General features: G+C 75.8%; 24 protein-coding genes. 4 read left to right on the forward strand and 20 right to left on the reverse strand.

Annotated elements, in window-relative coordinates; genetic code table 11:
* Positions 1-32: 32 nt before the first annotated feature.
* The 3 genes from BLS70_RS16725 to BLS70_RS16735 all read right to left on the reverse strand — a co-directional run bounded on the left by BLS70_RS16725 (position 33) and on the right by BLS70_RS16735 (position 4,556).
* Positions 33-1,805: a streptophobe family protein gene (locus BLS70_RS16725; RefSeq protein WP_091770269.1), complete on the reverse strand. Its 1,773-nt coding sequence runs from the start codon at positions 1,803-1,805 to the stop codon at positions 33-35.
* Positions 1,806-1,908: 103 nt separating this feature from the next.
* The gene (gene menD / locus BLS70_RS16730; protein ID WP_091770386.1) at positions 1,909-3,594 is read right to left on the reverse strand and encodes a 2-succinyl-5-enolpyruvyl-6-hydroxy-3-cyclohexene-1-carboxylic-acid synthase; all 1,686 of its coding nucleotides are present in this window, start codon (positions 3,592-3,594) and stop codon (positions 1,909-1,911) included.
* Positions 3,591-4,556 (reverse strand): o-succinylbenzoate synthase, encoded by a 966-nt coding sequence (locus BLS70_RS16735; protein WP_091770270.1) that lies wholly within the window; start codon positions 4,554-4,556, stop codon positions 3,591-3,593. The genes menD and BLS70_RS16735 overlap by 4 nt, the downstream gene beginning before the upstream one ends.
* 41 nt (positions 4,557-4,597) lie before the next feature.
* Between BLS70_RS16735 and menE the strand changes: the two genes are divergently transcribed.
* Complete coding sequence (gene menE, locus BLS70_RS16740) at positions 4,598-5,740, forward strand: o-succinylbenzoate--CoA ligase (RefSeq protein WP_091770272.1); 1,143 nt, start codon at positions 4,598-4,600, stop codon at positions 5,738-5,740.
* Positions 5,741-6,613 (forward strand): 1,4-dihydroxy-2-naphthoate polyprenyltransferase, encoded by an 873-nt coding sequence (locus tag BLS70_RS16745; RefSeq protein ID WP_091770274.1) that lies wholly within the window; start codon positions 5,741-5,743, stop codon positions 6,611-6,613.
* Positions 6,614-6,616: 3 nt separating this feature from the next.
* On the opposite strand, the gene BLS70_RS16750 is transcribed toward BLS70_RS16745, so the two are convergent.
* Positions 6,617-6,952 (reverse strand): DUF4229 domain-containing protein, encoded by a 336-nt coding sequence (locus BLS70_RS16750; RefSeq protein ID WP_091770275.1) that lies wholly within the window; start codon positions 6,950-6,952, stop codon positions 6,617-6,619.
* On the reverse strand, positions 6,945-7,373 hold the full coding sequence (locus BLS70_RS16755) for an Lrp/AsnC family transcriptional regulator (protein WP_218122462.1): 429 nt from the start codon (positions 7,371-7,373) through the stop codon (positions 6,945-6,947). The genes BLS70_RS16750 and BLS70_RS16755 overlap by 8 nt, the downstream gene beginning before the upstream one ends.
* A 118-nt stretch (positions 7,374-7,491) precedes the next feature.
* Here BLS70_RS16755 and BLS70_RS16760 point away from each other — a divergent pair, with 118 nt between their 5' ends.
* A complete protein-coding gene (locus BLS70_RS16760) occupies positions 7,492-7,713 on the forward strand; it encodes a hypothetical protein (protein ID WP_091770277.1) in 222 nt (73 codons plus the stop codon).
* A 24-nt stretch (positions 7,714-7,737) separates the two neighbouring features.
* On the opposite strand, the gene BLS70_RS16765 is transcribed toward BLS70_RS16760, so the two are convergent.
* From BLS70_RS16765 to BLS70_RS16835, 15 genes are all read right to left on the reverse strand, one after another.
* Positions 7,738-8,049, reverse strand: coding sequence for a hypothetical protein (locus BLS70_RS16765; protein ID WP_091770279.1), 312 nt, complete (start codon positions 8,047-8,049; stop codon positions 7,738-7,740).
* Positions 8,050-8,184: 135 nt separating this feature from the next.
* Complete coding sequence (gene ccsB, locus BLS70_RS16770) at positions 8,185-9,156, reverse strand: c-type cytochrome biogenesis protein CcsB (RefSeq protein WP_091770281.1); 972 nt, start codon at positions 9,154-9,156, stop codon at positions 8,185-8,187.
* Complete coding sequence (gene resB / locus BLS70_RS16775; protein WP_091770282.1) at positions 9,146-10,744, reverse strand: cytochrome c biogenesis protein ResB; 1,599 nt, start codon at positions 10,742-10,744, stop codon at positions 9,146-9,148. The genes ccsB and resB overlap by 11 nt, the downstream gene beginning before the upstream one ends.
* On the reverse strand, positions 10,741-11,559 hold the full coding sequence (locus BLS70_RS16780; protein WP_091770284.1) for a cytochrome c biogenesis CcdA family protein: 819 nt from the start codon (positions 11,557-11,559) through the stop codon (positions 10,741-10,743). Before BLS70_RS16780 ends, resB begins: the two co-directional genes overlap by 4 nt.
* Before the next feature lies 1 nt (position 11,560).
* Positions 11,561-12,136, reverse strand: a complete 576-nt coding sequence (locus BLS70_RS16785) for a TlpA family protein disulfide reductase (protein ID WP_091770286.1) — start codon at positions 12,134-12,136, stop codon at positions 11,561-11,563.
* Positions 12,133-12,768 carry a histidine phosphatase family protein gene (locus BLS70_RS16790; RefSeq protein WP_091770287.1) on the reverse strand — a complete coding sequence of 212 codons (636 nt, stop codon included), beginning with the start codon at positions 12,766-12,768 and terminating at the stop codon, positions 12,133-12,135. Before BLS70_RS16790 ends, BLS70_RS16785 begins: the two co-directional genes overlap by 4 nt.
* A 37-nt stretch (positions 12,769-12,805) precedes the next feature.
* Entirely contained in the window at positions 12,806-14,176 is a 1,371-nt protein-coding gene (gene hemL / locus BLS70_RS16795; protein ID WP_091770289.1) for a glutamate-1-semialdehyde 2,1-aminomutase, read from the reverse strand.
* On the reverse strand, positions 14,173-14,655 hold the full coding sequence (gene mce1N / locus BLS70_RS16800) for a transport-regulating membrane protein Mce1N (protein ID WP_091770291.1): 483 nt from the start codon (positions 14,653-14,655) through the stop codon (positions 14,173-14,175). Before mce1N ends, hemL begins: the two co-directional genes overlap by 4 nt.
* A 1-nt stretch (position 14,656) precedes the next feature.
* Positions 14,657-15,655: a porphobilinogen synthase gene (gene hemB / locus BLS70_RS16805; RefSeq protein ID WP_091770293.1), complete on the reverse strand. Its 999-nt coding sequence runs from the start codon at positions 15,653-15,655 to the stop codon at positions 14,657-14,659.
* On the reverse strand, positions 15,652-17,196 hold the full coding sequence (locus BLS70_RS16810; protein WP_091770295.1) for a uroporphyrinogen-III synthase: 1,545 nt from the start codon (positions 17,194-17,196) through the stop codon (positions 15,652-15,654). Before BLS70_RS16810 ends, hemB begins: the two co-directional genes overlap by 4 nt.
* Positions 17,197-17,284: 88 nt before the next feature.
* Positions 17,285-18,271: a hydroxymethylbilane synthase gene (gene hemC / locus BLS70_RS16815; protein WP_218122463.1), complete on the reverse strand. Its 987-nt coding sequence runs from the start codon at positions 18,269-18,271 to the stop codon at positions 17,285-17,287.
* Positions 18,268-19,629 (reverse strand): glutamyl-tRNA reductase, encoded by a 1,362-nt coding sequence (locus tag BLS70_RS16820; RefSeq protein WP_091770297.1) that lies wholly within the window; start codon positions 19,627-19,629, stop codon positions 18,268-18,270. The genes hemC and BLS70_RS16820 overlap by 4 nt, the downstream gene beginning before the upstream one ends.
* Positions 19,626-20,285, reverse strand: a complete 660-nt coding sequence (locus BLS70_RS16825; RefSeq protein WP_091770298.1) for a redox-sensing transcriptional repressor Rex — start codon at positions 20,283-20,285, stop codon at positions 19,626-19,628. The genes BLS70_RS16820 and BLS70_RS16825 overlap by 4 nt, the downstream gene beginning before the upstream one ends.
* A 249-nt stretch (positions 20,286-20,534) precedes the next feature.
* Positions 20,535-20,795: a glutaredoxin family protein gene (locus BLS70_RS16830; protein ID WP_091770300.1), complete on the reverse strand. Its 261-nt coding sequence runs from the start codon at positions 20,793-20,795 to the stop codon at positions 20,535-20,537.
* The gene (locus BLS70_RS16835) at positions 20,785-22,380 is read right to left on the reverse strand and encodes an AMP-binding protein (RefSeq protein ID WP_255362531.1); all 1,596 of its coding nucleotides are present in this window, start codon (positions 22,378-22,380) and stop codon (positions 20,785-20,787) included. Before BLS70_RS16835 ends, BLS70_RS16830 begins: the two co-directional genes overlap by 11 nt.
* 192 nt (positions 22,381-22,572) lie before the next feature.
* On the opposite strand from BLS70_RS16835, the gene BLS70_RS16840 reads away from it, so the two are divergent.
* Positions 22,573-23,376: a sigma-70 family RNA polymerase sigma factor gene (locus tag BLS70_RS16840; RefSeq protein ID WP_091770304.1), complete on the forward strand. Its 804-nt coding sequence runs from the start codon at positions 22,573-22,575 to the stop codon at positions 23,374-23,376.
* The last annotated feature ends 106 nt before the right edge of the window (positions 23,377-23,482 follow it).

The following is a 23,482-nucleotide window of genomic DNA, read 5'->3' on the forward strand; positions in this document are numbered from 1 at the left end:
CGTCGCCCTCCTCGCGACTCATCGGATCACTCCTACTGGCTGGGCGGTGGGACAGGGGGGAGCGGCTGCTGCTGCGGGTAGGGCGGCTGCTCGTGCGGCTGCGGCGCGTACGGCTGCGGCGCGTACGGCTGCGGCGCGTACGGCTGCGGCGCGTACGTCTGCGGCGCGTACGGCTGCGGCTGCGGCTGCGGCTGCTGGTAGGGCGGCGCCGCGAACTGCTGGGTGGGCTGCTGACCGCCCGGCTGCTGCCATCCCTGCCCGCCCGCGCCCGGCGCCGGGCGGGGCGCCGCGACGCCGAAGCGGCCACGGAGCCGGGTGACCAGCGAGCTGGAGATCCGCGTCGCGAGCACGGGGCCGAGCAGCCCGGCGACCAGACCCCAGAGGCCGAGGGCGACCGCGGCGATGAGCGGGTTGAAGGTGGCGGAGGCGTCCGCCGTGCCGCCGAACACCGACACCCCGCCCGAGAACTCCGTGGAGACACGCAGCAGCAGCGCCGCGGCGAAGGCCACGACCGCCAGCGCCCCGGCGAACCGGAACCCCTCGCGCCGCGCGTCCACGACCGAGTTCTGGCGAACCGTGAGCACCGTCGCCACCGCCACCAGGACGAGCAGCAGGACGACCGGCGCCAGCCAGACCCACGCGCTCTCGTCGGTGAAGGTGAACAGGTCGACGCCCTCCGAGGCGCCGGCACCGAGCCCGGCGCCCGCGAAGCCGGCGTCGGTGCCCAGCGGGACGCCCGCCGACCACAGGACGCTGGCGAGCGCGCCGTTGCCGCCGCCCAGCACGAGCACGCCGAGCTGCGCGACCCGCTCGTCGTACTGGACGAGGCTGTAGATCAGGAAGGCGAGGACGCCGAGCAGGCCCGCCGCGAAGACGGCCAGAGCGCCCAGCAGCGGGACCACCACCTGCGCCCGGACGGCGGCGAGCCGGGTGGGCAGGCCGCCGCGGGTCTGCCGGGAGAACAGCCAGACGAGGCCGAGCGTCGCGACGGCGAACAGCACCGCGCCGGTCAGCGTCGACCACACCGACACCCCGACCCGGCCGATGGTGCCGAACGTGTCGTCGGACTCGTCGATGCGGTGCCGGGTCAGCAGGGCCAGCGGCAGGAACAGGACCGTGAACACCAGCGCCGTGCGTGCGCCCTGGAGGAGCACGTCGCGGCCGCGGTGCACGCCCCGGGCGCGCAGCGACCGGATGAACAGCCAGGCCAGCAGCGTCAGGCCGGTGAGCGTGAGGGTGAGCGGCAGCAGGCCGACGCTGCCGGAGCCGCTGACGACCCCGCCGCCGAAGAACTCCTCGCCGCCGCTGTCGAAGAACTCGTCGCCGCTGAAGATGTCGGCGGAGGTCTCGACGAAGACGTCCCCGCCGACGGCCGTGCACACCGCACCCGCGGTGAGGGCCACGACCTCGCGGAACCCGAGTTCGCCGGCGGCGAGGAGCAGCACGCCGACCAGGCCGAGGGCGAGCATGGCCAGCACGGAGAACCCGGCGGCCTTGACCGCGCCGCGCCAGTCCCCGCCGAGCAGGGCGTCGATCGCGCCACGGCCCGCCGCTCCGCCGCTCTGGGGCGCCGCCGAGCCCCACGGCGTACCGCCCTGCGCCGTCGCGCCGTACGGGACGCCGGTCTGCGGCCCGCCGTAGGGAGCACCGGGCTGCTGCGGGTGAGGAGCACCCTGGGACTGCGCGTAGGGCGCGGCCGGCGCCTGCCCACCCTGCGCCGGCGCCACCGGGTGGCCGCAGGCAGCACAGATGGCGGTGTCGGGTCCGACCGGAGCCGCGCAGGTCGCGCAGAAGCGTGCCGTCATGTGTTCTCTCCCCAGAAGTGACGGCGCGCGCCGTGCCCGCGCGACACCCTAGGGGTCACCGCGGTCCGATCCGCTCCTCCCTGTGGACGGCGGCGCGGCGCAGTCAGCCGCGCAGCGCCGCCGCGGCCGCCGCACGAAGCTCCCGGCCCAGGCGGGCCTCGGCTCGCTGATCGGTGCGGACGACGACGATCCGCGGCCCGCCCAGCGCCAGCGCGGCCCGCAGATCGTCCGGCGTGGACACCGCCGACGCCGTCCACCCCAGAGCACCGGCGACGGCGACCAGGTCGCGGCCGTGCGGCGTGCCGAACACGCGCCGGTAGCCGGCCTCGTACCGGTCCTCCCCCGGCTCCAGCTGGGCGAAGATCCCGCCGCCGTCGTTGTCGGGCACCACGACGGTGAGATCGGGCAGCGGCTCCCCCTCGCCGGTCAGCAGACCGGTCAGATCGTGGAGGAAGGTCAGGTCGCCCATGAGCGTGAACGCGGGGCCGCCGTGGACCGTGGCGGCGCCGATGGCCGTGGAGATCGTGCCGTCGATGCCGGCGACCCCGCGGTTGGCCAGCACGGTGAGGTCCGCCCGGGGCCGGGCCAGCAGGTCGACGTCGCGCACCGGGGTGGAGGAGCCGAGCACCAGGACAGCGCCTGACGGCAGCGCGCCGACGACGTCGCGGGCGACCCGGGCGGCCGTGAGCCCGGGCGTCGCGTCCAGCGCGGCGTCGACCGCGGCTCCCGCCCGCTCGGCGGCCGACCGCCAGGCGGCCACCCAGGCGCCGTCGGCACCGCTGCCGTCGGCACCGGCGAACAGGGAGGTCACCCGGGTGCTGGACCGCACCGCGTCGGCCCACCGCGGCGTGGCGCTGACCGTCTCCACCGTCACGGCGGGGTCGGCCAGCAGCGCGTTCACCGGGCGCGAGAGCGTCGGCCGCCCGACCACCAGCACGTGGTCGGGCCGGTGGGCGGCCAGCCAGTCGCGGGCACCGAGCAGGAGCACGCCGCCCCGCACCGCGGCCGGGCCACCCCAGGAGCCGCTGCTCGGCTCGGCCACCACCGGCCAGGGGAACGCCTCGTCCAGTCCGTGCGCGGCACGCGCCGGGCCGTCGCCGGCGATGACCAACGTGCGCGGGGCCAGCCGGTGCGCCGTCGCGGAGAAGCCGGGCGGGGCCTGGGCGGCGGTCCAGGGCGCGCCGTCCGGGCGGCCGGCCCACGGGCCGTCCAGCGCGTCCCCGTCGTCGTCGCCGGGCATGAGCGGGTCGCGCAGGGAGAGGTTCAGGTGCACGGGCCCGGGGTCGGCCGACAGCGCCCCGGTCGCGGTGATCAGCGCCTTGGCGACGACGGAGCGCCAGTAGCGGTTCTGCGCCACCTCGCGCCCCTCCTCGGGCACGCCGACGTCGGCCGTCCACCGCACCGCGCCGCCGTAGAGCCCGGCCTGCTCGATCGTCTGGTTGGCACCGGTCGAACGCAGCTCCGGTGGCCGGTCGGCGGTGAGCGCCAGCAGCGGCACCCCGGACGCGTCGGCCTCCAGCACCGCGGCGTGCAGGTGCGCCGCCGCCGTCCCCGACGTCGTCAGGACCGGCACCGGCCGGCCCGACGCCTTGGCCAGGCCCAGCGCCAGGAACGACGCCGTCCGCTCGTCGATGCGCACGTGCAGCCGCAGCCGCCGGGACCGCTCGGCGGCGGCGAGGGCCAGCGCCACCGGTGCCGAGCGCGAGCCGGGCGCCAGCACCGCGTCGGTGACGCCGCCGCGCAGCAACTCGTCGACCAGGACGCGGGCGAAGGCGGTCGAGGGGTTCACGCCGTGATCACCGCGGCCATCCGCGCGGCCCACCGCTGTTCGGTCTCCGCGTCGGCGGCCACGGCATCGAACCGGTCGGGCACCGGCCGCACGACCGGCAGCCGGCCGTCGACCGGGAGCAGCGGGGTGCTCGACACGTCGTCGGTGAACAGCGCGACCGTGGCCAGGCCGCACGCGAACGGCAGCTCCGGGAGGGCGGCGGCCAGCGCCACCCCGGCGGCGATGCCGACCGAGCTCTCCAGCGCCGAGGAGACGACGCAGGGCAGGCCGTGCGCCTCGGCGACGCGCAACGCTGCCCGCACCCCGCCCAGCGGCTGCACCTTGAGGACGACGACGTCGCCGGCCTCGCGGAGGTCGACCGCGAGCGGGTCGGCCGAGCGCCGGACGCCCTCGTCGACGGCGACCCGGACGTCGATCCGGCGGCGCAGGGCAGCCAGCTCGGGCAGCGTCGCGCAGGGCTGCTCGACGTACTCCAGCCCCACGGCGGCGTCGAGCGCGCGGATGCGGGCGACCGCTGTGTCCACGTCCCAGGCCGCGTTGGCGTCGACCCGGACGGCGCCGGACGGCCCGAGGGCGTCGCGCACCCCCTCCACGCGGGCGAGGTCGTCGGCCTCGGTCTGACCGGGCTCGGCGATCTTCACCTTGGCGGTGCGGCAGCCCGACGCGGCGACGATGGCGTGCGCCCGGTCGGCGTCGACGGCCGGCACGGTCACGTTCACCGGGACGGAGTCCCTCAGCGGGGCCGGCCAGCCCACGGTGGCGGCCTCGACCGCGGCGGCCCACCAGCGCCGGCTCTCCGCGACCTCGTAGTCCCAGAACGGGGAGAACTCGCCCCAGCCGGCCGGCCCGCGCAGCAGCACGCCGTCGCGCACGTCGATGCCGCGAAAGCGGTTGCGGAGAGGCACCGAGTAGACCCACGCATCCGCCGCCGGCCCACCGCCGCTCGCGGGGTTCGAGATCATGGCCGACAGCCTAGGAGGGCGCCGCCGTACGCTCGTGCCTCGTGGCCCGGCACCTGACCCTCGTCCCCGCCGCCGGGCTGACGCAGGCCGACGTGCGCGCGGCCCTGGACGGCGATCGCCCCCTGGCCGTCCTCCCCGCCGGCCCGCCCGCGGCCGGCGACGCCGCTCGCGCGGTGCTCCGCGCGGACGTTCCGCTGGAGGCCGGCGCGGACCTCGTCGTCGTCACGTCCGGCTCCACCGGCACCGGACGCGGCGTGCTGCTGTCGGCGGACGCCGTCCGCGCGTCCGCCTCGGCGACCCTGGAGCGGCTCGGTGGCCCGGGCAGCTGGCTGCTCGCTCTGCCCGTCTCGGCGATCGCCGGCCTGCAGGTGCTCTGCCGGAGCGAGGTGGCCGGACGCGAGGCGGTCGTGCTCGACCGAGGTGAGGACCTGGCGGCGGCGGTCTCCCGCATGCCGGCCGGCGACCGCCGGTACACCGCACTGGTGCCCACGCAGCTGGTCCGCTTCCTCGACGCCGAGCCCGACGCGCTGCGCGGCTTCGACGCCGTCCTCGTCGGCGGGGCCGCCACCGACCCGGCTCTCCTGGCCCGCGCCCGCGCGGAGGGCGTTCGCGTGGTCACCACCTACGGGATGACCGAGACCGCGGGCGGCTGCGTCTACGACGGCGTCCCGCTGGACGGCGTGCGCGTGCGCGTGGTCGACGGCGGGACCGCAGGACCCGGCGGTGGCGGCATCGAGCTGGCCGGGCCCGTGCTGGCCTCGGGGTACCGGCTGGACCCGGCCGCCACGGCCGCCGCCTTCGGGGGCGGGTGGTTCCGCACTCGCGACGCCGGGGAGCTGACCGACGGACGGCTCACCGTGCTCGGCCGGCTCGACGACGTGCTCATCAGCGGCGGCGTCAACGTCGCGCCGGCGGCGGTGGAGGCGGTGCTGCGCGAGCACGCCGGGATCGCCGACGCCGTCGTCGTGGGCCGGCCCGACCCGGAGTGGGGCCAGCGCGTGGTCGCCGCCGTCGTCCCCTCCGGCGACCGCGCCCCGGACCTCGCCGAGCTGCGCCGCTGGGTGGGCGACCGGCTGGGCGCGGCGGCCGCCCCGCGGCAGCTGCACGTGCTGGCCGCCGTCCCGACCCTGCACACCGGCAAGCCCGACCGCCGTGCGGTCGCCGCCCTGATCCCGGAGGTCTGAGTGGCCACCCCCGCGCAGTGGCTGGCCGGCGCCCGGCCCCGCACCCTGCCCGCCGCGCTCGCACCGGTGCTCGTCGGCACCGGAGCCGCCGCGGCGCTGGACGGCTTCCGCCCGTCCACCGCGCTGCTGGCGCTGGTCGTGGCCCTGGCCCTGCAGGTCGCGGTCAACTACGCCAACGACTACTCGGACGGCACCCGCGGCACCGACGCCGACCGGGTCGGGCCGATGCGGCTGGTCGGCTCCGGTGCCGCCTCGCCCCGGGCGGTGCTGGTCGCCGCGGTGCTCGCCTTCGCCGTCGCGGCGGTCGCCGGCCTGGTGCTCGCGGCGCTGACGAGCTGGTGGCTGGTCGCGGTGGGGGCGGTCTGCATCCTGGCCGCCTGGACCTACACCGGCGGACCCATCCCCTACGGCTACCGGGCGCTGGGCGAGGTCTTCGTCTTCGTCTTCTTCGGCCTCGTCGCCGTCGTCGGCACCACGTACGTGCAGACCGGGACGCTCCCGGGGCTGGCCTACGCCGTCGCAGTGCCCATCGGCCTGCTCATCGTGGCGATCCTGGTCGTCAACAACCTGCGCGACATCGACGGCGACGCGCTCGTGGGCAAGCGCACCCTCGCGGTGCTGCTGGGCGAGCGGGGCACCAGGTGGGCCTTCGCCGGGCTGTTCCTGGTCGCCCTGCTCGTCGTGGTGGCCGTGGGCGTCGTCCGGCCGTGGGTGCTGGTCACGCTGCTCGCGGTGCCGCTGGGCGTCCCCCCGCTGCGCACCGTGCTCGGCGGTGGCCGCGGCCCGGCGCTCATCGCGGCGCTGGGCGGTACCGGCCGGCTCACGCTGGTGACCGGGGTGCTCCTGGCCGCCGGCCTCGCGCTCAGCGGCTGACGGTCAGGCGGAGGGCTCCCCGCCGCTGAGCCGCGCGCGGAGCTGCTCCTTCTCGGCCCGGCGCGCCAGGCTGCGGGCGACGAGCGCCTCGCTGAGCCGCTCGCGGGAGGGCCGCAGGGCGAAGTAGGCGACCGGCATCGACAGCAGCAACCCGAACAGCATCCCGGAGAAGAAGTCCAGCCCGCCGACCCACCACAGCAGCAGCGTCAGCAGGGCGAAGATGCCCAGCCGCCCGATGGTGTGCAGGACGAGCCAGGGCAGCACCTTGGGCGGGGTCGCCGGGCCACCGGAGGGCCCGGCCGGGGTCACCGGCGGTCCCGCGGTCTCGTGCTCAGCCATGCCGGCCCTCCCACTTCGTCGACAGCACCACGGTGGTGCGGGTGCGTGCCACGCCCCTGATCCGGTTCAACGCGTTGACGGTGGCCTCGAGTGCCGGGATGTCCGCCACACGCACCTTGAGCACGTAGCCCTCGCTGCCGGCCACCCGCCAGCAGTCCTCGATCCCCGGCACCTCGCGCATCGCGGCCTCGAGGCCCGTGTCGTCGACCGAGTCGCTCTCGATCACCCCGATGAGCGCGGTGACGTCCAGGCCCACCGAGGAGGGCTCGATGACCGCGCGGTAGCCGGTGATGACACCCGCCGCCTCCAGCTTGCCGACGCGCTCGTGCACGGCGGGCGAGGACAGGCCCACCTGGCGGGCCAGCTCGGCGTAGCTGGCCCGGCCGTTGGCCCGCAGCAGCTCGATCAGGTGCCGGTCCACGGCGTCGATGGCGTTGTCTCCGTCCTCGTGGCGGCCGGTTCCCCGTCCGCCCGCACTTCTCGGTCGGCACCGAGTATCGCCGCGGTCGTACGCTGGGGCGGGACGAGGGGGTGTGACCATGATCTTCCTGGTGGTGCTCGTGGCGGCGATCGTGGTGATCGCGCTGGTCATGCGGGCCGCAGCCAATCCGGGCGGGCCCGGTAGAGGGCTGCGTGGTCCCCGGCCGCCCCGGCGTCCCCGGCCGCAGCGGCCCACCCGGCCGCTCGCCCCCGACGACGACCCGGAGTTCCTCCGCGAGCTCGAGCGGCGCGCCCGCCGGGACGACGGCACCCCCGCCTGAGCCGGGACGGGCCCACCCGCCTGATCAGGCGGCCGGGCTCGCCCCGAACAGCCGCCGCCAGCCCCGCCGGGACGCGAGCGGTGCCGTGCCCACGACCGGTGCCACGGCGCTGTCCACCGGCTCGTCGGACGAGGCCGGCTGCACGTCGTCCGGCCCCTCACGGGTGTCGTCCGGCCAGCCCACGGCACCTCCGCCGCCCGGCTCGGGCTCGGGCCAGCCCGTGCTGCCCCCGGAGTGCTCGCCGTGCGCCCCGGCCGGAGCGCCGGCCCGGCGGGAGAGCGCAGCGGCGACCAGCGGGTGCACCGTCGAGTCGTCTGCCGCGGTGTGCTTACCCACGGTGACCTCCTGGGGACCTCGGTCCGGACGCCGTCATGCCTGCATGGAAGCACGCGGGGCCGACATCCGTCACGGACGTGCCGCGCCCCGCCGGAGTCGGCCTCACTCCCCGTGATCGCCCGGGAGGCGGTGGGGCTACTTCCCGCCGTAGCTGTGCAGGCCGCTCGAGACCAGGTTGACGAAGGTCAGGTTGAAGATCATGACCATCAGACCGACGACGTTGACCCACGCGGCCGGGCGGCCGCGCCAGCCGGCCGTCGTCCGGGCGTGCAGGTAGCCGGCGTAGACGACCCAGGCGATGAACGACCAGGTCTCCTTGGGGTCCCAGCCCCAGAACCGGCCCCAGGCGCTCTCCGCCCAGATGGCACCCGCGATCACCGCGAAGGTCCAGATCGGGAAGCCGAAGACGGCGGTGCGGTGGGCCAGCCGGTCGAGGACCGACGACTCGGGCAGGCGCGCGACGAAGCCGCTGCCCCGCTCCTCGGCCGGCTTGGCCTCGTCCTTGCTCCGGACCAGGTACAGGACGCTGGCGATGCCGCTGACCAGGAAGATGCCGAAGCCCAGGATGGCGGCGGTGACGTGGATGCCCAGCCAGGCCGACCGCAGGGCGGCGACGAGCGGGGCACCCTCGACGTACAGGAACAGCCCGATGCCGACCATGCCCAGCACGACCGGGGCCAGCACGAAGACGCCGATGTGCCGCAGGGCCTGCGAGCGCAGCGCGAGCACGACGTAGGCGACGACCGACACGAGCACGACCGCGGTCGCGAACTCGTACATGTTGCCCCAGGGCAGCCGGTCCAGGGCGAGTGCGCGGCAGACCAGGACGCCGGCGTGCGCCAGGGCGGCGAGCACGGTGACGGCAATGGCGAGGCTTCCCCAGCGCTGCGCGCGTCGCTGCGCACCCCGGTCGGCGGTCCCGTCGGCGACACCGTCGTCCCCGACCACGGCCGGGACGCCACCCGCCCCGACCAGCTCGCGGGCCCTCTCCGGACGCCGCCCGAAGGCCAGCTGTGCGCAGAAGGCCACCAGCGCGACCGAGTACAGCGCGACGGCGATCGAGAAGAAGGTGTCCGACAGGTCGAGGAGCGACTGGTCAGGAGTCACGCGGGGAGACCTCCGGAAGTGGTGAGGTGCGGGCGGCGAGCGCGGCCCTCAGGTCGTCGGTGAGGGCGGCGAACCGTGGGGCGCTCTCGCCGCTGCCCCGCGTCAGCGAGGCCAGCGTCAGCACGGTACCGCCGCCGTCGGGGGCGGGGGCGGCCCGGGCGAAGACCCGCTCGCGGCGCAGCAGGAGCAGCCCGAGCAGGCCGGTGAGCAGCGCGATGGCCGAGACGAGCACCCACACCTGACCGGGGTCGTGCGAGTACTGCATGGCGGCGAACTCCTGGAAGCCGCTGAAGGTGATGACCGTGCCGTCCTCGAGGGTCATCGACTCCCCGACCGACAGGTTCGCCGCCCCCGCCTCGACCAACCGGCCGCGCTCGATCTGGCTGGCGTCCAGCGAGTAGACCGACTGCGGGATGCCCGAGTCCAGCCCGAGGTAGCCCTGGTAGGCCACCACCGCGACCCGCGGGTCCAGCGGTCGCGGGTCGATCGAGGTGAGCACGCCGCCCTGCACCAGGCCGGTCGGCGCGAAGAAGCCCTCCAGCGCCAGCTGGGTGTCACCGCCGACGTCGGGCAGCTTGAGCGCGCCCTCGCTGGCCATCGTCTGCGGGTCCGAGGGCAGGAAGGGCACCGAGATCTTCTCGAACACCTGGCCGTCGGGCAGGGTCACGCTGAACTCGGGGCTGAACCCGTGGCCGGTGACGTAGAGCCGGTCGCCCGCGGAGCGCAGCGGGTCGTTCACCCCGATGGTCGTCGGCCGACCCTCCTCATTGGGCCCGCCGTACCGGATGTCGGCGGTGAACGACGACGCCGTGAGGTCGGGCTCGTACTCGGCCTCGAAGTTCTCCAGAGTCACGCAGGTCGGCGAGAGGTCGCCGGTGTCGATCAGCGGCCCGGCCGAGTAGGTGTCGTACTGCTGGAAGGAGTTGCAGAAGCCGTCGCCCTCGGTGACCAGGATGCTGCCCTCGTAGCCCCACAGCTTGCCGCCGGCCAGCCCCAGCAGCAGCGCGATCAGGGAGAGGTGGAACAGCAGGTTGCCCGTCTCCTTGAGGTAGCCCTTCTCGGCGGAGAGGTCGTCCCCCCGACGGACGACGCGGTAGCGCCGGACCCGCAGTTCCTCCTCCACGACGTCGAGGGCGGCGACCGGCGCCAGCGGCGTCGCCACCTCGCCGGAGTCGGGCAGCCGCAGCAGGTTGCGCGGGGCCGGCGGCGGCGCGGCGCGCAGCGCGCGGGCGTGCTCCACGGCGCGCGGAACCACGCAGCCGATGAGCGAGATGAACAGCAGCAGGTAGACCGCGGCGAACCACGGCGAGCTGAAGACGTCGAACAGGTACAGCCGGTCCAGCACCGGCGCGAGGTCGGGGTGGTCGGCGAAGTACTGCCGCACATTGGTCTGCGACAGCGAGCGCTGCGGCAGCAGCGAGCCCGGGACGGCGGCCAGCGCGAGCAGGAAGAGCAGCACGATGGCCGTGCGCATCGCCGTCAGCCGGCGCCACCAGCCCAGCAGCCGGCCGGCCACCCGGCGCCCGGCGGAGGGGCGCGCGGGCGGTGGTGGCGCGGGGGCCTCCCGCGGCGGGGCGGTGGTGGTCACAGCGACGCGTCCGCGAAGCCGTTGGCCGCCAGCCAGCCCTGCAGCCAGCGCATCATGTCGGTCCACGCGCCGGTGAGCAGCAGCAGCCCCACGAGCACGAGCACGGCGCCACCGAAGCGGGTCACCGCCTGAGCGTGCACCCGCAGGAAGGTCGTGGCGCCGACGGCCCAGCGGGCGCCCAGCGCGACCAGGACGAACGGCACGCCCAGCCCCAGGCAGTAGGCCAGCCCGAGCAGGGCTCCGCGCCCGGCGGTCGCCTCGGCGAAGGCCAGGTTCTGCACCGCGGCCAGCGTCGGGCCGAGGCACGGGGTCCAGCCCAGCCCGAACACGACGCCCAGCAGCGGGGCGCCGGCCAGCCCGAGGGTGGGGCGCACGCTGAGCCGCTTGGTGCGCTGGAGCAGCGGCAGCCAGCCGAGGAAGCCGAGGCCGACCAGCACGGTGACCCCGCCCATCACCTGGGTGATCTCCTCGTTGTGCACGAGGAGCAGCCGGCCCAGCCCGCCGAAGGCGGTGGAGATGGCGACGAAGACGGCGGTGAAGCCGAGCACGAAGAGCGAGGCGCCGAGGACCATGCGCCCGCGGGGCGCGCGCTCGTCGGCGCGCACCGCCGTCGCCGTCCCGCCGCCCGCGGGCACCGGCGCGGGCTCGGCGGTCCGGGTACCGGAGCCGACGAGGCCGGTGACGTAGGAGAGGTAGCCGGGCACCAGCGGCAGCACGCAGGGCGAGGCGAAGCTGATCAGCCCGACCAGAGCCGCGACCGCCGCGGCCACGAGCAGCGGGCCGTCGTTGACGAGATCGGCGAAGGTCTCCCCCACGTCACTCCCCCTCGGCCGTCAGCATGCCCAGCACGTCGCGCAGGTCCTGCTCCTCCACGGCCCCGGTGTACACCGCAGCGACCCGGCTCTCGCGGTCCAGCACGATGGTGGAGGGGACGGCGCTGGCCGGGTAGTCGCGGAACGCCAGGGCCACCTCGCCGCGGGGGTCCGACAGCGACGGGAACTCGATGCCGAACCGCTCCTCGAAGGCGCGGGCGAGCTGCTCGGTGTCCTTGACGTTGATGCCGAGGAACTGGACGCCGTCGTCGCGGACGTCGGCGTAGACCTCCTGGAATTCCGGCGACTCGACGCGGCAGGGCCCGCACCAGGACCCCCAGAAGTTGACGACGGCGACGTCGCCGGCGAGGTCGGTGGAGCTGAAGGGCTCGCCGTCGAGCAGCGTGCCGCCGAACTCCGGCGCGGTGGCGCGGTCCTCCTCGGGGATGACCTCGCCCCTCGGCGTGCCCTGGACGAAACGGAACTCGCCGCCGTTGTTGACGGCGACGGCGTCGTCGCCGGTGCTGCAGCCGGTGAGCGCGAGCGCACCGGCGCAGAGGAGGAGCAGCAGCCGCTTCATGCGCCCGGCACCGCGTCCGACGGCGTCGCACCAGCGGGCTCGGCGTAGGTCACGCCGGCGAGCCGGTCGCCCTCGTAGGTCACCGAGGTGACGCTGGCCAGCGCGCACTCGCGGCGGCGGGGGTCGTGCAGGTAGCTGCGGCCCTGGAGGTGCAGCCGGACGGTCCAGATGGGCAGCTGGTGGCTGACCAGGACGGCCTCGTGCCCGCGGGCGGCGTCGCGCGCCGCCTCGACCGCGCCCAGCATGCGCGCGGCGATCTCGACGTAGGGCTCGCCCCACGAGGGCTGGAAGGGGTTGCGCAGCTTCCACCAGTTGCGCGGGGCGCGGAAGACACCGCCCGCCTCGCCGACCACCATGCCCTCGAAGGCGTTGCCCGCCTCGATCAGCCGGTCGTCGGTGCCGATCGGCAGGCCGGTCGCCTCGGCGAGGGGGCGGGCGGTCTGCTGCGCGCGTTCCAGCGGGCTGGAGACCAGGTGGGTGACGTCGTGCCCGGCGAACCACTCGGCGGCCGCCAGCGCCATCGCCTCACCGGTCGTGGACAGCCGGTAGCCCGGCAGCCGGCCGTACAGGACCTTCGCCGGGTTGTGCACCTCACCGTGCCGCAGCAGGTGGACCGTCGTGCGCTCGCTCACGCGCCCACCTCCGGGGCAATCATGGCCATCCTGGCCCTCACGTGGACCGCTCGCTCTCGACGGGCCCGGCCGCCGGGGCGCCGTCGGCCTGGGCCGCGGCGCGCGCCGCGGCGGGCAGCGCCTCGAGCACGCGGTCCAGCGCCTCGCCGGACAGCTGCGCGTTGACGAACCACGACTCGAACGCCGAGGGCGGCAGGTAGACCCCGCGGGCGAGCATGGCGTGGAAGAAGGCGGTGTAGCGGAAGGCGTCCTGGGTGCGGGCGTCGTCGTAGTTCCGCACCTGGCGCTCGTCGGGCACGAAGAAGATCGAGAACATGTTGCCCGCCTGCTGCACGCGGTGCGGCACCCCGGCGGAGAACAGCGCGGCGCTGGCGGCCCCGCGCAGCACCGCGGCGACCTCGTCGCAGTGCGCGTAGACGTCCTCGGTGCAGTGCCGCAGCGTGGTGAGGCCCGCGGCGACCGCCACCGGGTTCCCCGAGAGCGTGCCCGCCTGGTAGACCGGCCCGACCGGGGCGAGGTGGTCCATCAGGTCGGCGCGGCCGCCGAACGCCGCAGCGGGGAGGCCACCGCCCATGACCTTGCCGAAGGTGAACAGGTCGGCGTCCACGGGGTCGAGGCCGTACCAGCCCGACCGGGACACCCGGAAGCCCGTCATGACCTCGTCGAGGACCAGCAGCGACCCGGCGGCCGCGGTGATCCGGCGCAGTGTGGCGTTGAAACCGGGCTCGGGCGGGATGACGCCCATGTTGCCCGCCGCGGCCTCGCTGATGACGCAGGCGATCTGCGGGCCGCGCTCGGCGAAGACCGCCTCGACGGCGGCGACGTCGTTGTAGGGCAGGACCACGGTGTCGGCGGCGGCACCGGTGGTGACCCCGGGGGTGTCGGGCAGCCCCAGGGTGGCGACGCCGGACCCGGCCGAGGCCAGCAGCGCGTCGACGTGACCGTGGTAGTTGCCGGCGAACTTCACGACCAGCGGGCGCCCGGTGACGCCACGGGCCAGCCGCACCGCCGAGAGCACCGCCTCGGTGCCGGAGTTGACCAGCCGGACCTTCTGCACCGGCGCGACCCGCTCGCGGATCTCCTCGGCCAGGTCCAGTTCGGCCTCGGTGGGCGCCCCGAAGGTCAGCCCGCGGCGCGCGGCCGCGGTGACCGCCTCGACGACGGCGGGGTGCGCGTGCCCGAGGATCAGCGGGCCCCACGAGCTCACCAGGTCCACGTAGCGCCGTCCGTCGGCATCGGTGATCCACGGGCCGGAGCCCTCGACCATGAACCGCGGGGTCCCCCCGACGGCCTGGAAGGCGCGCACCGGGCTGTTCACCCCGCCGGGGGTGACGCCGCGGCCACGGGCGAAGAGCTCCGCGGAGACGGGCGCCTCGTAGGGGAAGGGCGAGCTGTCCGGCGAGGTCACGACCCCAGTGTCCCTTCTCTTCCTGGGCGCCCGTCGGAGGCGTCGGACACAGCGGCGAGCAGGGCCGCGCGCAGCGCGACGGGGTCGCGGGTGGGCACCAGCACGGTGTGCCCGTCGGTCAGCCGGAGCGGCAGCCCGCTGCGCCCGGGCGGCAGGTCCCATCCCCCGCCGAGCACCGGCGCCCCGGCGTCCACCCCGCCCTCGACGGTTGCCAGGTGCGCTGCGTCGACGTCGGCCAGCCGGATGACCTCCATGCCGACGACCAGCCCGTCGGAGCTCACCCGCACCGTCCAGATCCGCTGCGCCGACAGGCAGCCGATCCACGTCGCGCCGAGGACGGCGATGACGGCCACCGCCCACAGCCACAGCGGGACGTCCGGGCCCGGCAGCGCCAGGTCCAGGACGAGGAAGAGCCCGAGGGCACCGGCGACGATCCAGACCGGTCGCCAGGAACCCCCGGGCTCGACGTACGGAGTCATCTCAGCCGCGGGCGAGCCAGCGCGCGGCCTCGACCGCCCAGTAGGTGAGCACCTGCCCGGCACCCGCGCGGCGGATGGCGACGAGCGTCTCCAGGATCGCCCGCTCGCGGTCGACCCAGCCGTTGGCGGCGGCGGCCTCGACCATCGCGTACTCGCCGCTGACCTGGTACGCGCTCACCGGCACCTGCACCGCGTCGGCGACCCGGCGCACGATGTCCAGGTAGGGCAGCGCGGGCTTCACCATGACGGCGTCGGCGCCCTCGGCGAGGTCCTGCGCCACCTCGCGCAGCGCCTCGTCGGCGTTCGGCGGGTCCATCTGGTAGGTCGAGCGGTCGCCGAACTGCGGCGCACCCTCGGCCGCCTCGCGGAACGGGCCGTAGAAGCCCGAGGCGTACTTGGCCGCGTAGGCCAGGATCGGGACCTCGGTGAAGGCGGCGCTGTCCAGCCCGGCGCGGATGGCCGCGACCTGCCCGTCCATCATCCCGCTGGGGGCCACCAGGTGGGCGCCGGCCTGGGCCTGGGCGATGGCCACCGCCGCGTACCGGTCCAGCGTCGGGTCGTTGTCCACGACGCCCGCCGGGGTGACCACGCCGCAGTGCCCGTGGTCGGTGTACTCGCACAGGCAGAGGTCGGCCATGAGCACGAGCTCGTCGCCCAGGTCGGCGCGCAGCTGCTGCAGGGCCACGTTGACGATGCCGTCGGCGGCGTCGGCCTGGGAGCCCACGGCGTCCTTCTCGGCGGGGATGCCGAAGAGCATCAGCCCACCGATGCCGGCCTCGGCCGCCTCGTGCGCGGCCTTGCGCAGCGAGTCCAGCGAGTGCTGGACGACGCCGGGCATGGAGCCGATCGGCACCGGCTCGGCGATGTCCTGCTTCACGAAGACCGGCAGCACCAGGTCGGCGGGGGCCACCCGTGTCTGCGCGGTCAGCCGCCGCAGCGCGGGCGTCGACCGGAGCCGGCGCCCGCGCGCGAAGCCGGGGTTCGCGCTGCCCGTGGTCACTTGCCCTCGCCGTCCTCCGACTCGCGCAGCGACAGGGCGTACTCGGCCAGGGCGTCGACCAGCGGGGCGACGGCGGCCGTCTCGGGCTGCACGTCGACGCGCAGGCCGAACTCCTGCGCGCTGGCGGCCGTGGCGGGGCCGATCACGGCGACGACGGTCTTCGCGTGCGGCTTGCCGGCGATGCCGACGAGGTTGCGCACGGTGCTCGACGAGGTGAAGCAGACCGCGTCGAAGCCGCCGCCCTTGATCGCCTCGCGGACCGACGCGGCCGGCGGGGCGGCGCGCACGGTGCGGTAGGCGGTGACGTCGTCGACCTCCCAGCCGCGCTCGACGAGCCCCGCGGCGAGCACCTCGGTGGCGATGTCGGCGTGCGGGAGCAGCACGCGGTCGATCGGGTCGAGGACGTCGTCGTACTCGGGGAACTCGGCCAGCAGGCCCTGGCTGGACTGCTCGCCGACCGGGACCAGCTCGGGCACGATGCCGAACGCGCGCACGGCATCGGCGGTCTGCTCGCCGACGCAGCCGACCTTGACGCCGGCGAAGGCGCGGGCGTCCAGGCCCAGCTCGGCGAACTTCTCGCGCACGGCCTTCACCGCGTTCACCGAGGTGAAGACGATCCAACCGTAGCGGCCGGTGACCAGGCCCTTGACCGCGCGGTCCATCTGCGCGGGGCTGCGCGGCGGCTCGACGGCGATCGTCGGCACCTCGACCGGGACGGCGCCGTAGGCGCGCAGCCGGTCGCTCATCTCGCCGGCCTGGTCCTTGGTGCGGGGCACCAGCACGCGCCAGCCGAACAGCGGGCGGCTCTCCCACCACGACATCCGGGCGCGCTTGTCGACGGCCGCGCCGACGGTGACCACGACCGGCCCGGTCAGGGAGTCCAGGCCGGCCGCCTTCTCGGCGACCGCGGACAGCTTGGCGACGACGCTCTTCTGCGCCGTCGACGAGCCGCCGGTGGTGACGACGACCGGGGTGCTGCCCGACAGTCCGCCCTCGACCAGCCGGCCGGCGGCGTCCGGGAGCTCCTCGACCGTGGCCCGCAGCACCAGGGTGCCGCCGGTCGCGGCGGTGGCACCGGCCAGCGCGGCCAGGTCCACCCCGCTCCGCAGGTCGGCGGTGAGCGCCGTGCTGCCCGGTGCGACGCCCGCGAAGGCGGGGACGGCGGTGGCCGGCGCGACACCGGGCACCACGTCGAAGCCGACGGAGGTCCGGCCGACGGCCAGCACCTCCTTGACGACGGCGTCGTCGGTGTAGGGATCGCCGGCGACCAGGCGCACGACCACCGCACCGCCCTTGGCCGCGGCGACGGCGCCCTTGGCGACCTCGGCCGGCTCGCCGGAGACGGGGACGAGCTCGACCGCGGGGTTGATCCCGCGGACGGCGTCCTGGACGGCGACGGGCACGTCGACGTCGACGAGCACGTGGGCGGCCTCGGCGATCGCCGCCGTGGCGCGTGCGGTCAGCATGCCGGGGTCGCCCGGTCCTGCGCCGACGAAGACGACCCGGCCGGTGCTGCCGACGGTCTTGCGGAAGCGCGTCATCGCGTGCTCCTGATCCTGGCCCGAAGGGCCCTTGTTGCTGGGTTCTGGGGGGCGCGGTATGCGCCCAGGGGGGACGTCGGGAGCTCGGTCACCGGCCGACCGCCATGAGCTCGGCCGCGCCGCGGTCGAGCAGCTCGGCCGCGAGCGTGCGGCCGAGCGACGCGGCGTCGTCCAGCGGGCCGCTCAGCGAGCCGCGGACGCCGTCGCTGCCGTCGATCGCCGTGACCGACGCGCGCAGGAACAGTTCGGGACCGTGCTCGCCCTCGGCCACTTCGGCGTAGGCGGCCACGGGGGCGCTGCAGCCGGCCTCGAGGGTGCCCAGCGTGGTCCGCTCGGCCAGGGCGCAGGCCCGGGTGCGGGAGTCCTCGAGGCGCCCGAGCAGCTCACGGGTGCGGGCGTCGCTGGTGCGGCACTCGACGGCCAGGGCGCCCTGCGCGGGTGCGGGCAGGACCTGGAGCGGGTCGAGGGTCTCGGTGATGACGGCGAGGCGCCCCAGCCGGGACAGCCCCGCGCGGGCGAGCACGACGGCGTCCAGATCACCAGCACCGCCGCCGGGTCCGCCAAGACCGGCGACGCGGCCCAGGCGGGTGTCGACGTTGCCCCGGATCGGCACGATCTCCAGACCGAGGCCCAGCGCGCGCAGCTGGGCGACGCGGCGGGGTGCGCCGGTGCCGATCCGCGAGCCGGCGGGCAGCTCGCCGAGGGTCAGCCCGTCGCGGGCGACCAGCGCGTCGCGCGGGTCCTCCCGCGGCGGCACCGCGGCGAGGATGAGACCGGGCGCGGCCGCGGTGGGCAGGTCCTTGTAGCTGTGCACGGCCAGGTCGATCTCACCGGCGAGCAGCGCGTCGCGCAGCGCGGTGACGAAGACGCCCGTGCCGCCCAGCTGCGCGATGGCGGCCTGCGACCGGTCGCCCTCGGTGGTGATGTGCACCAGCTCGACCGGGGTCCCGGTGGCGGCGGTGATCGCGTCGGCCACGGTCTGCGACTGGGTGCGGGCCAGCACGCTGGCGCGGGTGCCCAGCCGGAGCACGGCGGTGCCCGACGCCGTCTCGGCCGAGGTGCGCAGGGCGGTCACGCGGCACCTCCGGCGCGCTCGGGGTCGGCGGTGACGGCGTCGGCCAGGCTGGCGGTCTCGGCGACCTCGGCGTCGATGCCCAGGCCGAACAGGGCGCGCAGGGCACCGGCGTAGTCGGTGCCGCCCGGCACGGCGGAGAGCTCCTTGACCCGGACGGTCGGCTCGTGCAGCAGCTTGTCCACGACCCGCCGGACGGTGCGGGCGATCTCGGCGCGCGAGCGCGGGTCGAGGTCGGGCAACCGGGTGGAGAGGCGGAGCAGCTCGGCGTCCACGACGTCGGCGGCCTGGCTGCGCAGCGCGGAGACGGTGGGCGCCACCGCCGCGGCCTGCTGCTCGGCGCGCAGCAGCGCGGCCTCGGCCTCGATCATGGCGTGCGCGGCGGCGATGTCGTCGGCGGCGACCGGCCCGGTGGCCGGTGCGCCGGCGTCGCGCGCGGCGACCCGCTCGCCCTGCAGCAGGGCGAGGTCGACGACGTGCACGTCCGGCAGGCCCGCCACGCCGGGGTCGACGTCGCGGGGCAGCGCCAGGTCGACGACGGCCATGGGCCGGCCCGCCCGCTGCTCCATGGCGGTGGCGACGGTGTCGGTGCTCACGACGATGCCGGAGGCGCCGGTGCAGGAGACGAGGACGTCGGCGTCGACGAGCTCCGCGGGCGCGTCCGCCAGCTCGACGGCCCGCCCGCCCAGGGTGGTGGCCAGCCGCTGCGCCGAGGCGTGGGTGCGGCTGCCGATCACGACGTCGGCACCCCGGCGGGCCAGCGTGGTCGCGGCGAGGGCGCCCATGGAGCCCGCACCCACCACGAGCGCCCGGCGGCCGGCGAGGTCGCCGATCCGGGCCTCGGCGCGGTCGAGGGCCACGGAGACCAGGGAGGCCCCGGCCCGGTCGATGCCGGTCTCGGAGTGCACGCGCTTGCCCACCCGCAGGGCCCGCTGGGCGATCGGGTGCAGGGCGCGCCCGACGGTGCCCTCCTCGCGGGCCAGGGCGTAGGCGGCGCGCAGCTGCCCGAGCACCTGCGTCTCGCCGACCACCATCGAGTCCAGCCCGGCGGCGACGGTGAACAGGTGGGTGACGGCCTGGTCCTCGTAGTGGACGGTGACGTACGGGGAGAGCTCCTCGACCGTGGCGCCGGCCTGGCGGGCCAGCACCCGGCTGACGTCGGTGACGCCGCCGTGGAAGCGCTCGACCTCGGCGAAGACCTCGATCCGGTTGCAGGTCGCGAGGACCAGGGCCTCGGCGACGTGGTCGCCGCCGACCAGCTCGTGCAGGGCCTTGACCCGGTCGTCGTCGGTCATCGCGAACTGCTCGAGCAGCGCGACGGGGGCGGTGCGGTGGCTGATCCCCACGGCGAGGAGGCTCATGCGGACTCACCCACCTCGGCGGGCACCCGCTGCTGGCCGAGGAAGGCCAGCACCTGGAGCTCGACGGACAGGTCGACCTTGCGGACGTCGACCCCGGCAGGGGCCGCGAGGGTCACGGGCGCGAAGTTCAGGATGCTCCCCACCCCGGCCGCGGCCAGCCGGTCGCAGATGCCCTGCGCCACCTCGGCCGGCGTCGTGATGACCCCGATCGAGGCACCGGTCGCGGCGACGACGTCCTCCAGCTCGTCCAGCCCGCGGACCTGCAGGTTCCCGATCCGCTGGCCGATCCGGGCGGGCGAGGCGTCGAAGAGGCCCACGAACTCGAAGCCGCGGGTGCCGAAGCCGGCGTAGTCGGCCAGCGCCGAGCCGAGGTTGCCGATGCCGACCAGGACGCAGGCCCGGGACCGCCCCACGCCCAGGACGCGGGTGAGCCGGTCGCGCAGCAGGTCGACGTCGTAGCCCACGCCGCGCACGCCGCAGGGGCCCAGGTGCGAGAGGTCCTTGCGCAGTCCGGCCGGGTTCACGCCGGCGGCCGAGGCGAGCTCACCGGAGGAGACGGTGCTCCGGCCGCCGTCGGCGAGCGTGGCCAGCACCCGGAGGTACACGGCCAGGCGGGCGACGGTGGCCTCCGGGATGGTCCGGGGCCGCGGCTGCATCAACGGGCTCTCCACAGCGGCCGCGCCCGAGGACCCGGCAGAAGCCGGGCGGTGCGACGACACGCAGAACGACGACGACAAGGTTCGGTGGTCACGGGCACCGGGGTGCTCGCGGAGGCCACGGTAGCCGCTTGTGAACGCAGGAACAAAGTCCGCGACGGGGCGACACTGCGCTGACCGGCCCGAACGGGTGGCGCTGTGTCCGAGACCACGTCGGCGACGGTCGTGCACCGGCCGTTCACGCGTCGTTCAGGCGCCTCCGAGCCCGAGGTCACGGCGCAGCCGGGGCACGTCGACGGTGAAGTAGGAGTGCTCGCGCCCGTCGAGCAGGACGACCGGCACGCGGTCGCCGAACTCCGCCTGCAGCTCCGGGTCGGCGTCCACGTCCACCGCCTCCGGGCGCAGTCCGGCCTCGGCGGCGATCCGCTCGAGGGTCTCGGCGGCCACCTCGCACAGGTGGCAACCCGCCCGGGTCATCAGCCGCAGGCGGGGCGCCGGCTCACTCGCCATCGGCGTCCTCGTCCGTCGCGGCCCCGGTGAGCCCGAGCTCGCGCAGCCGGGCGCGGCTGACCTTGCCGGTCAGCGAGTGCGGGAGGCTGGGGAGGAAGTGCACCGAGGTGGGCACCTTGTAGCGGGCCAGGGAGCCCGCGGCGTGGTCGCGCAGCTCGTCGAAGGTCAGCTGCTGCCCCGGCTCCAGGGCCACCACCGCGCGCACCGCGGCGCCCGTCCGGGGGTCGGGCACGCCGATGACGGCGCTCTCCGCGACCGCCGGGTGGGTGTCGAGCACCCGCTCGACCTCGGCCGGGTAGACGTTGAACCCGCTCACCAGGATCAGGTCGCTGCGCCGGTCGACCAGGTGCAGGTCCCCGTCGGCGTCCCGGTAGGCGAGGTCGCCGGTGCCCAGCCAGCCGTCGGCGTCGGGGCCGTCGGAGCCCTCGGGCCAGTAGCCGGAGAAGAGGTTGGGTCCGCGGATCCACAGCTCGCCCGGCCCCTCGCCGGGCAGGTCGTCGGGGCCGTCCTCCTCGGTCCCCTCGGCCCGGACCCCGCCCTCGGGGGCGGCGTCGGCGATGTCGGCCGGGTCCGCGGTGTCGGCGGTGTCGCGCAGGGCCACCTCGATGCCCGGCAGGGGGCCGCCGATGCAGTCGGGCTTGGGTCGGCCGGTGACCAGGGTGCTGGCGACGACGGGGGCGGCCTCGGTCAGGCCGTAGCCCTCCCAGACGGTGACGGCGGCCCGGTCGCGCATCGCCGTCCACACATCCTCCGGCAGCGGGGCCGCACCGGAGGACGCCAGCCGGACCGCGGCGAAGGCGCGGCGGAGGTCGGTGTCGCTGCCGACGGCGTCGGCCACGGCCAGCCAGGCCTGGTACATCGGCGGCGCCCCGGGGACCGCGCTGACGTGCTCCTCGGTCATCACGGCGAGCGTGCCGCGCGGGTCGAAGGTCTCCTCGAGCACCGCGCACGCACCGGTGGCCGCGACCAGCCCGAAGCCGGCGTTCAGGCCGTAGACGTGGAACAGCGGCAGCACCAGGAGGACGCGGTCGTCCGCGCGCACCGGCGGCGGCTCCATCGCCAGGCACTGCTCCTGGTTGGCCCGCAGCGCACCGGACGTGAGCATCGCGCCGCGCGGCCGGCCGGTCGTGCCGCTGGTGTAGCAGAGGAAGGCCAGCTCCGCGGGGTCGTCGGCGACCGCGGGCGGCGCACCGTCGCCCTCGGGTGCACCCGGGCAGACCGGCACCCCGGCGATCTCGTCGCGCTCCCCCGGCGCGACGAGCAGCGCGGCGCCGGAGTCGGAGAGGACGTACTCGAGCTCGGGCTCGGTGTAGGCGGTGTTCACCGGCACGACCACGAGCCCTGCACGCAGCGCCCCCAGCACCGCCCGCAGCCAGGGCAGGCCGTTGGGCAACTGCACCGCCACGCGGTCGCCGGGCGACAGGTCGCGGGCGGCGTACCCCGCGGCGGCGCGGTCCACCTCGGCGTCGAGCTCGGCCCAGGTCAGCCGTTCTTCCCGGGTGACGACGGCCGGCGCGTCGGGGCGCTGACGGGCCGCGGACCGCACGAGCGCGGCCAGCGACCTCCCTGCCTCCAGGTCCGACACATCTCCTCCGGTGGCGCGGGCCTCGCGTTCCGCCGGGGTTGCCGACGGAGCGTCCGGCGGGCTGGCGTGGACGGGCACGGGCGATGTTGTCACCATGGGGCCAGCCCCGCAGCTCACGCGCCTGGATCGCCGTCCGCGTCGGGGAGGAGACGGTCCAGGTACGGCGGGCCGACGAGGAGGTCATCGCCCGCAATGCCGCACCCCCTCGACGCCGAGCAGCCGGCGCCCGCCGCTGCCCGGCGCCCGCGGCCGAGCCCGCGTCCACGGCCGACGCCGTTCCCGCGGGCGAGCGGTGAGGCGGTCGCGCCCTCGCCCGCCGTGCCCTCCCCCACCGCGCCCTCCCCCGCCGCGCCCGACGTCGTGGCACCGGAGCCCGTCGCGCCGGACCTGCCGGCAGCCGACCTCCCCCTGCCCCCGGACGGACAGGCAGCTCCCCTGCCGCCCACCGACGGGCCGGACGTCTGGGAGTGGGTGCGCCGGACGCAGGAAGGGGACGCCGAGGCGTTCGGGCAGCTCTACGACCACTACGTCACGCTGGTCTACCGGTTCGTCTACAACCGGGTCGGCGACCGGGCGACCGCCGAGGACGTGACCAGCGAGACCTTCGTGCGGGCGCTGCGCCGCATCGACTCGCTCACCTTCCAGGGCCGCGACGTCGGCGCCTGGCTGGTCACGATCGCGCGCAACATCGTGCTGGACCACGTGAAGAGCAGCCGGTACCGGCTCGAGGTGACCACCGCCGACATGCGCGACGCCGACCGGGCCACCGACGGCCCCGAGGACGCCGTCGTGGCCCACCTGACCAACCGCGAGCTCCTGGCCTGCGTGCAGCAGCTGGGCAGCGAACAGCAGGAGTGCATCGTGCTGCGGTTCATCCACGGCCTCTCGGTGGCCGAGACCGCCGCGATCATGGGCAAGAAGGACGGCGCCATCAAGGCCCTGCAGCACCGGGCCGTGCGCCGGCTGGCGGGGCTGCTGCCGGAGGGTCTGCGGTGAACGCGACGTCTTGCCCACAGGCCGTAACCGCAAACCACGCTTCCTCGTTGTGCCGTGCGCGAGGGAGCGTGCCGACGGTCGGCTGCCCCGCCCGAGCGACCGGAGG

It is taken from the genome of Blastococcus aurantiacus, from assembly GCF_900102425.1.
Classification (GTDB): Bacteria; Actinomycetota; Actinomycetes; order Mycobacteriales; family Geodermatophilaceae; genus Blastococcus; species Blastococcus aurantiacus.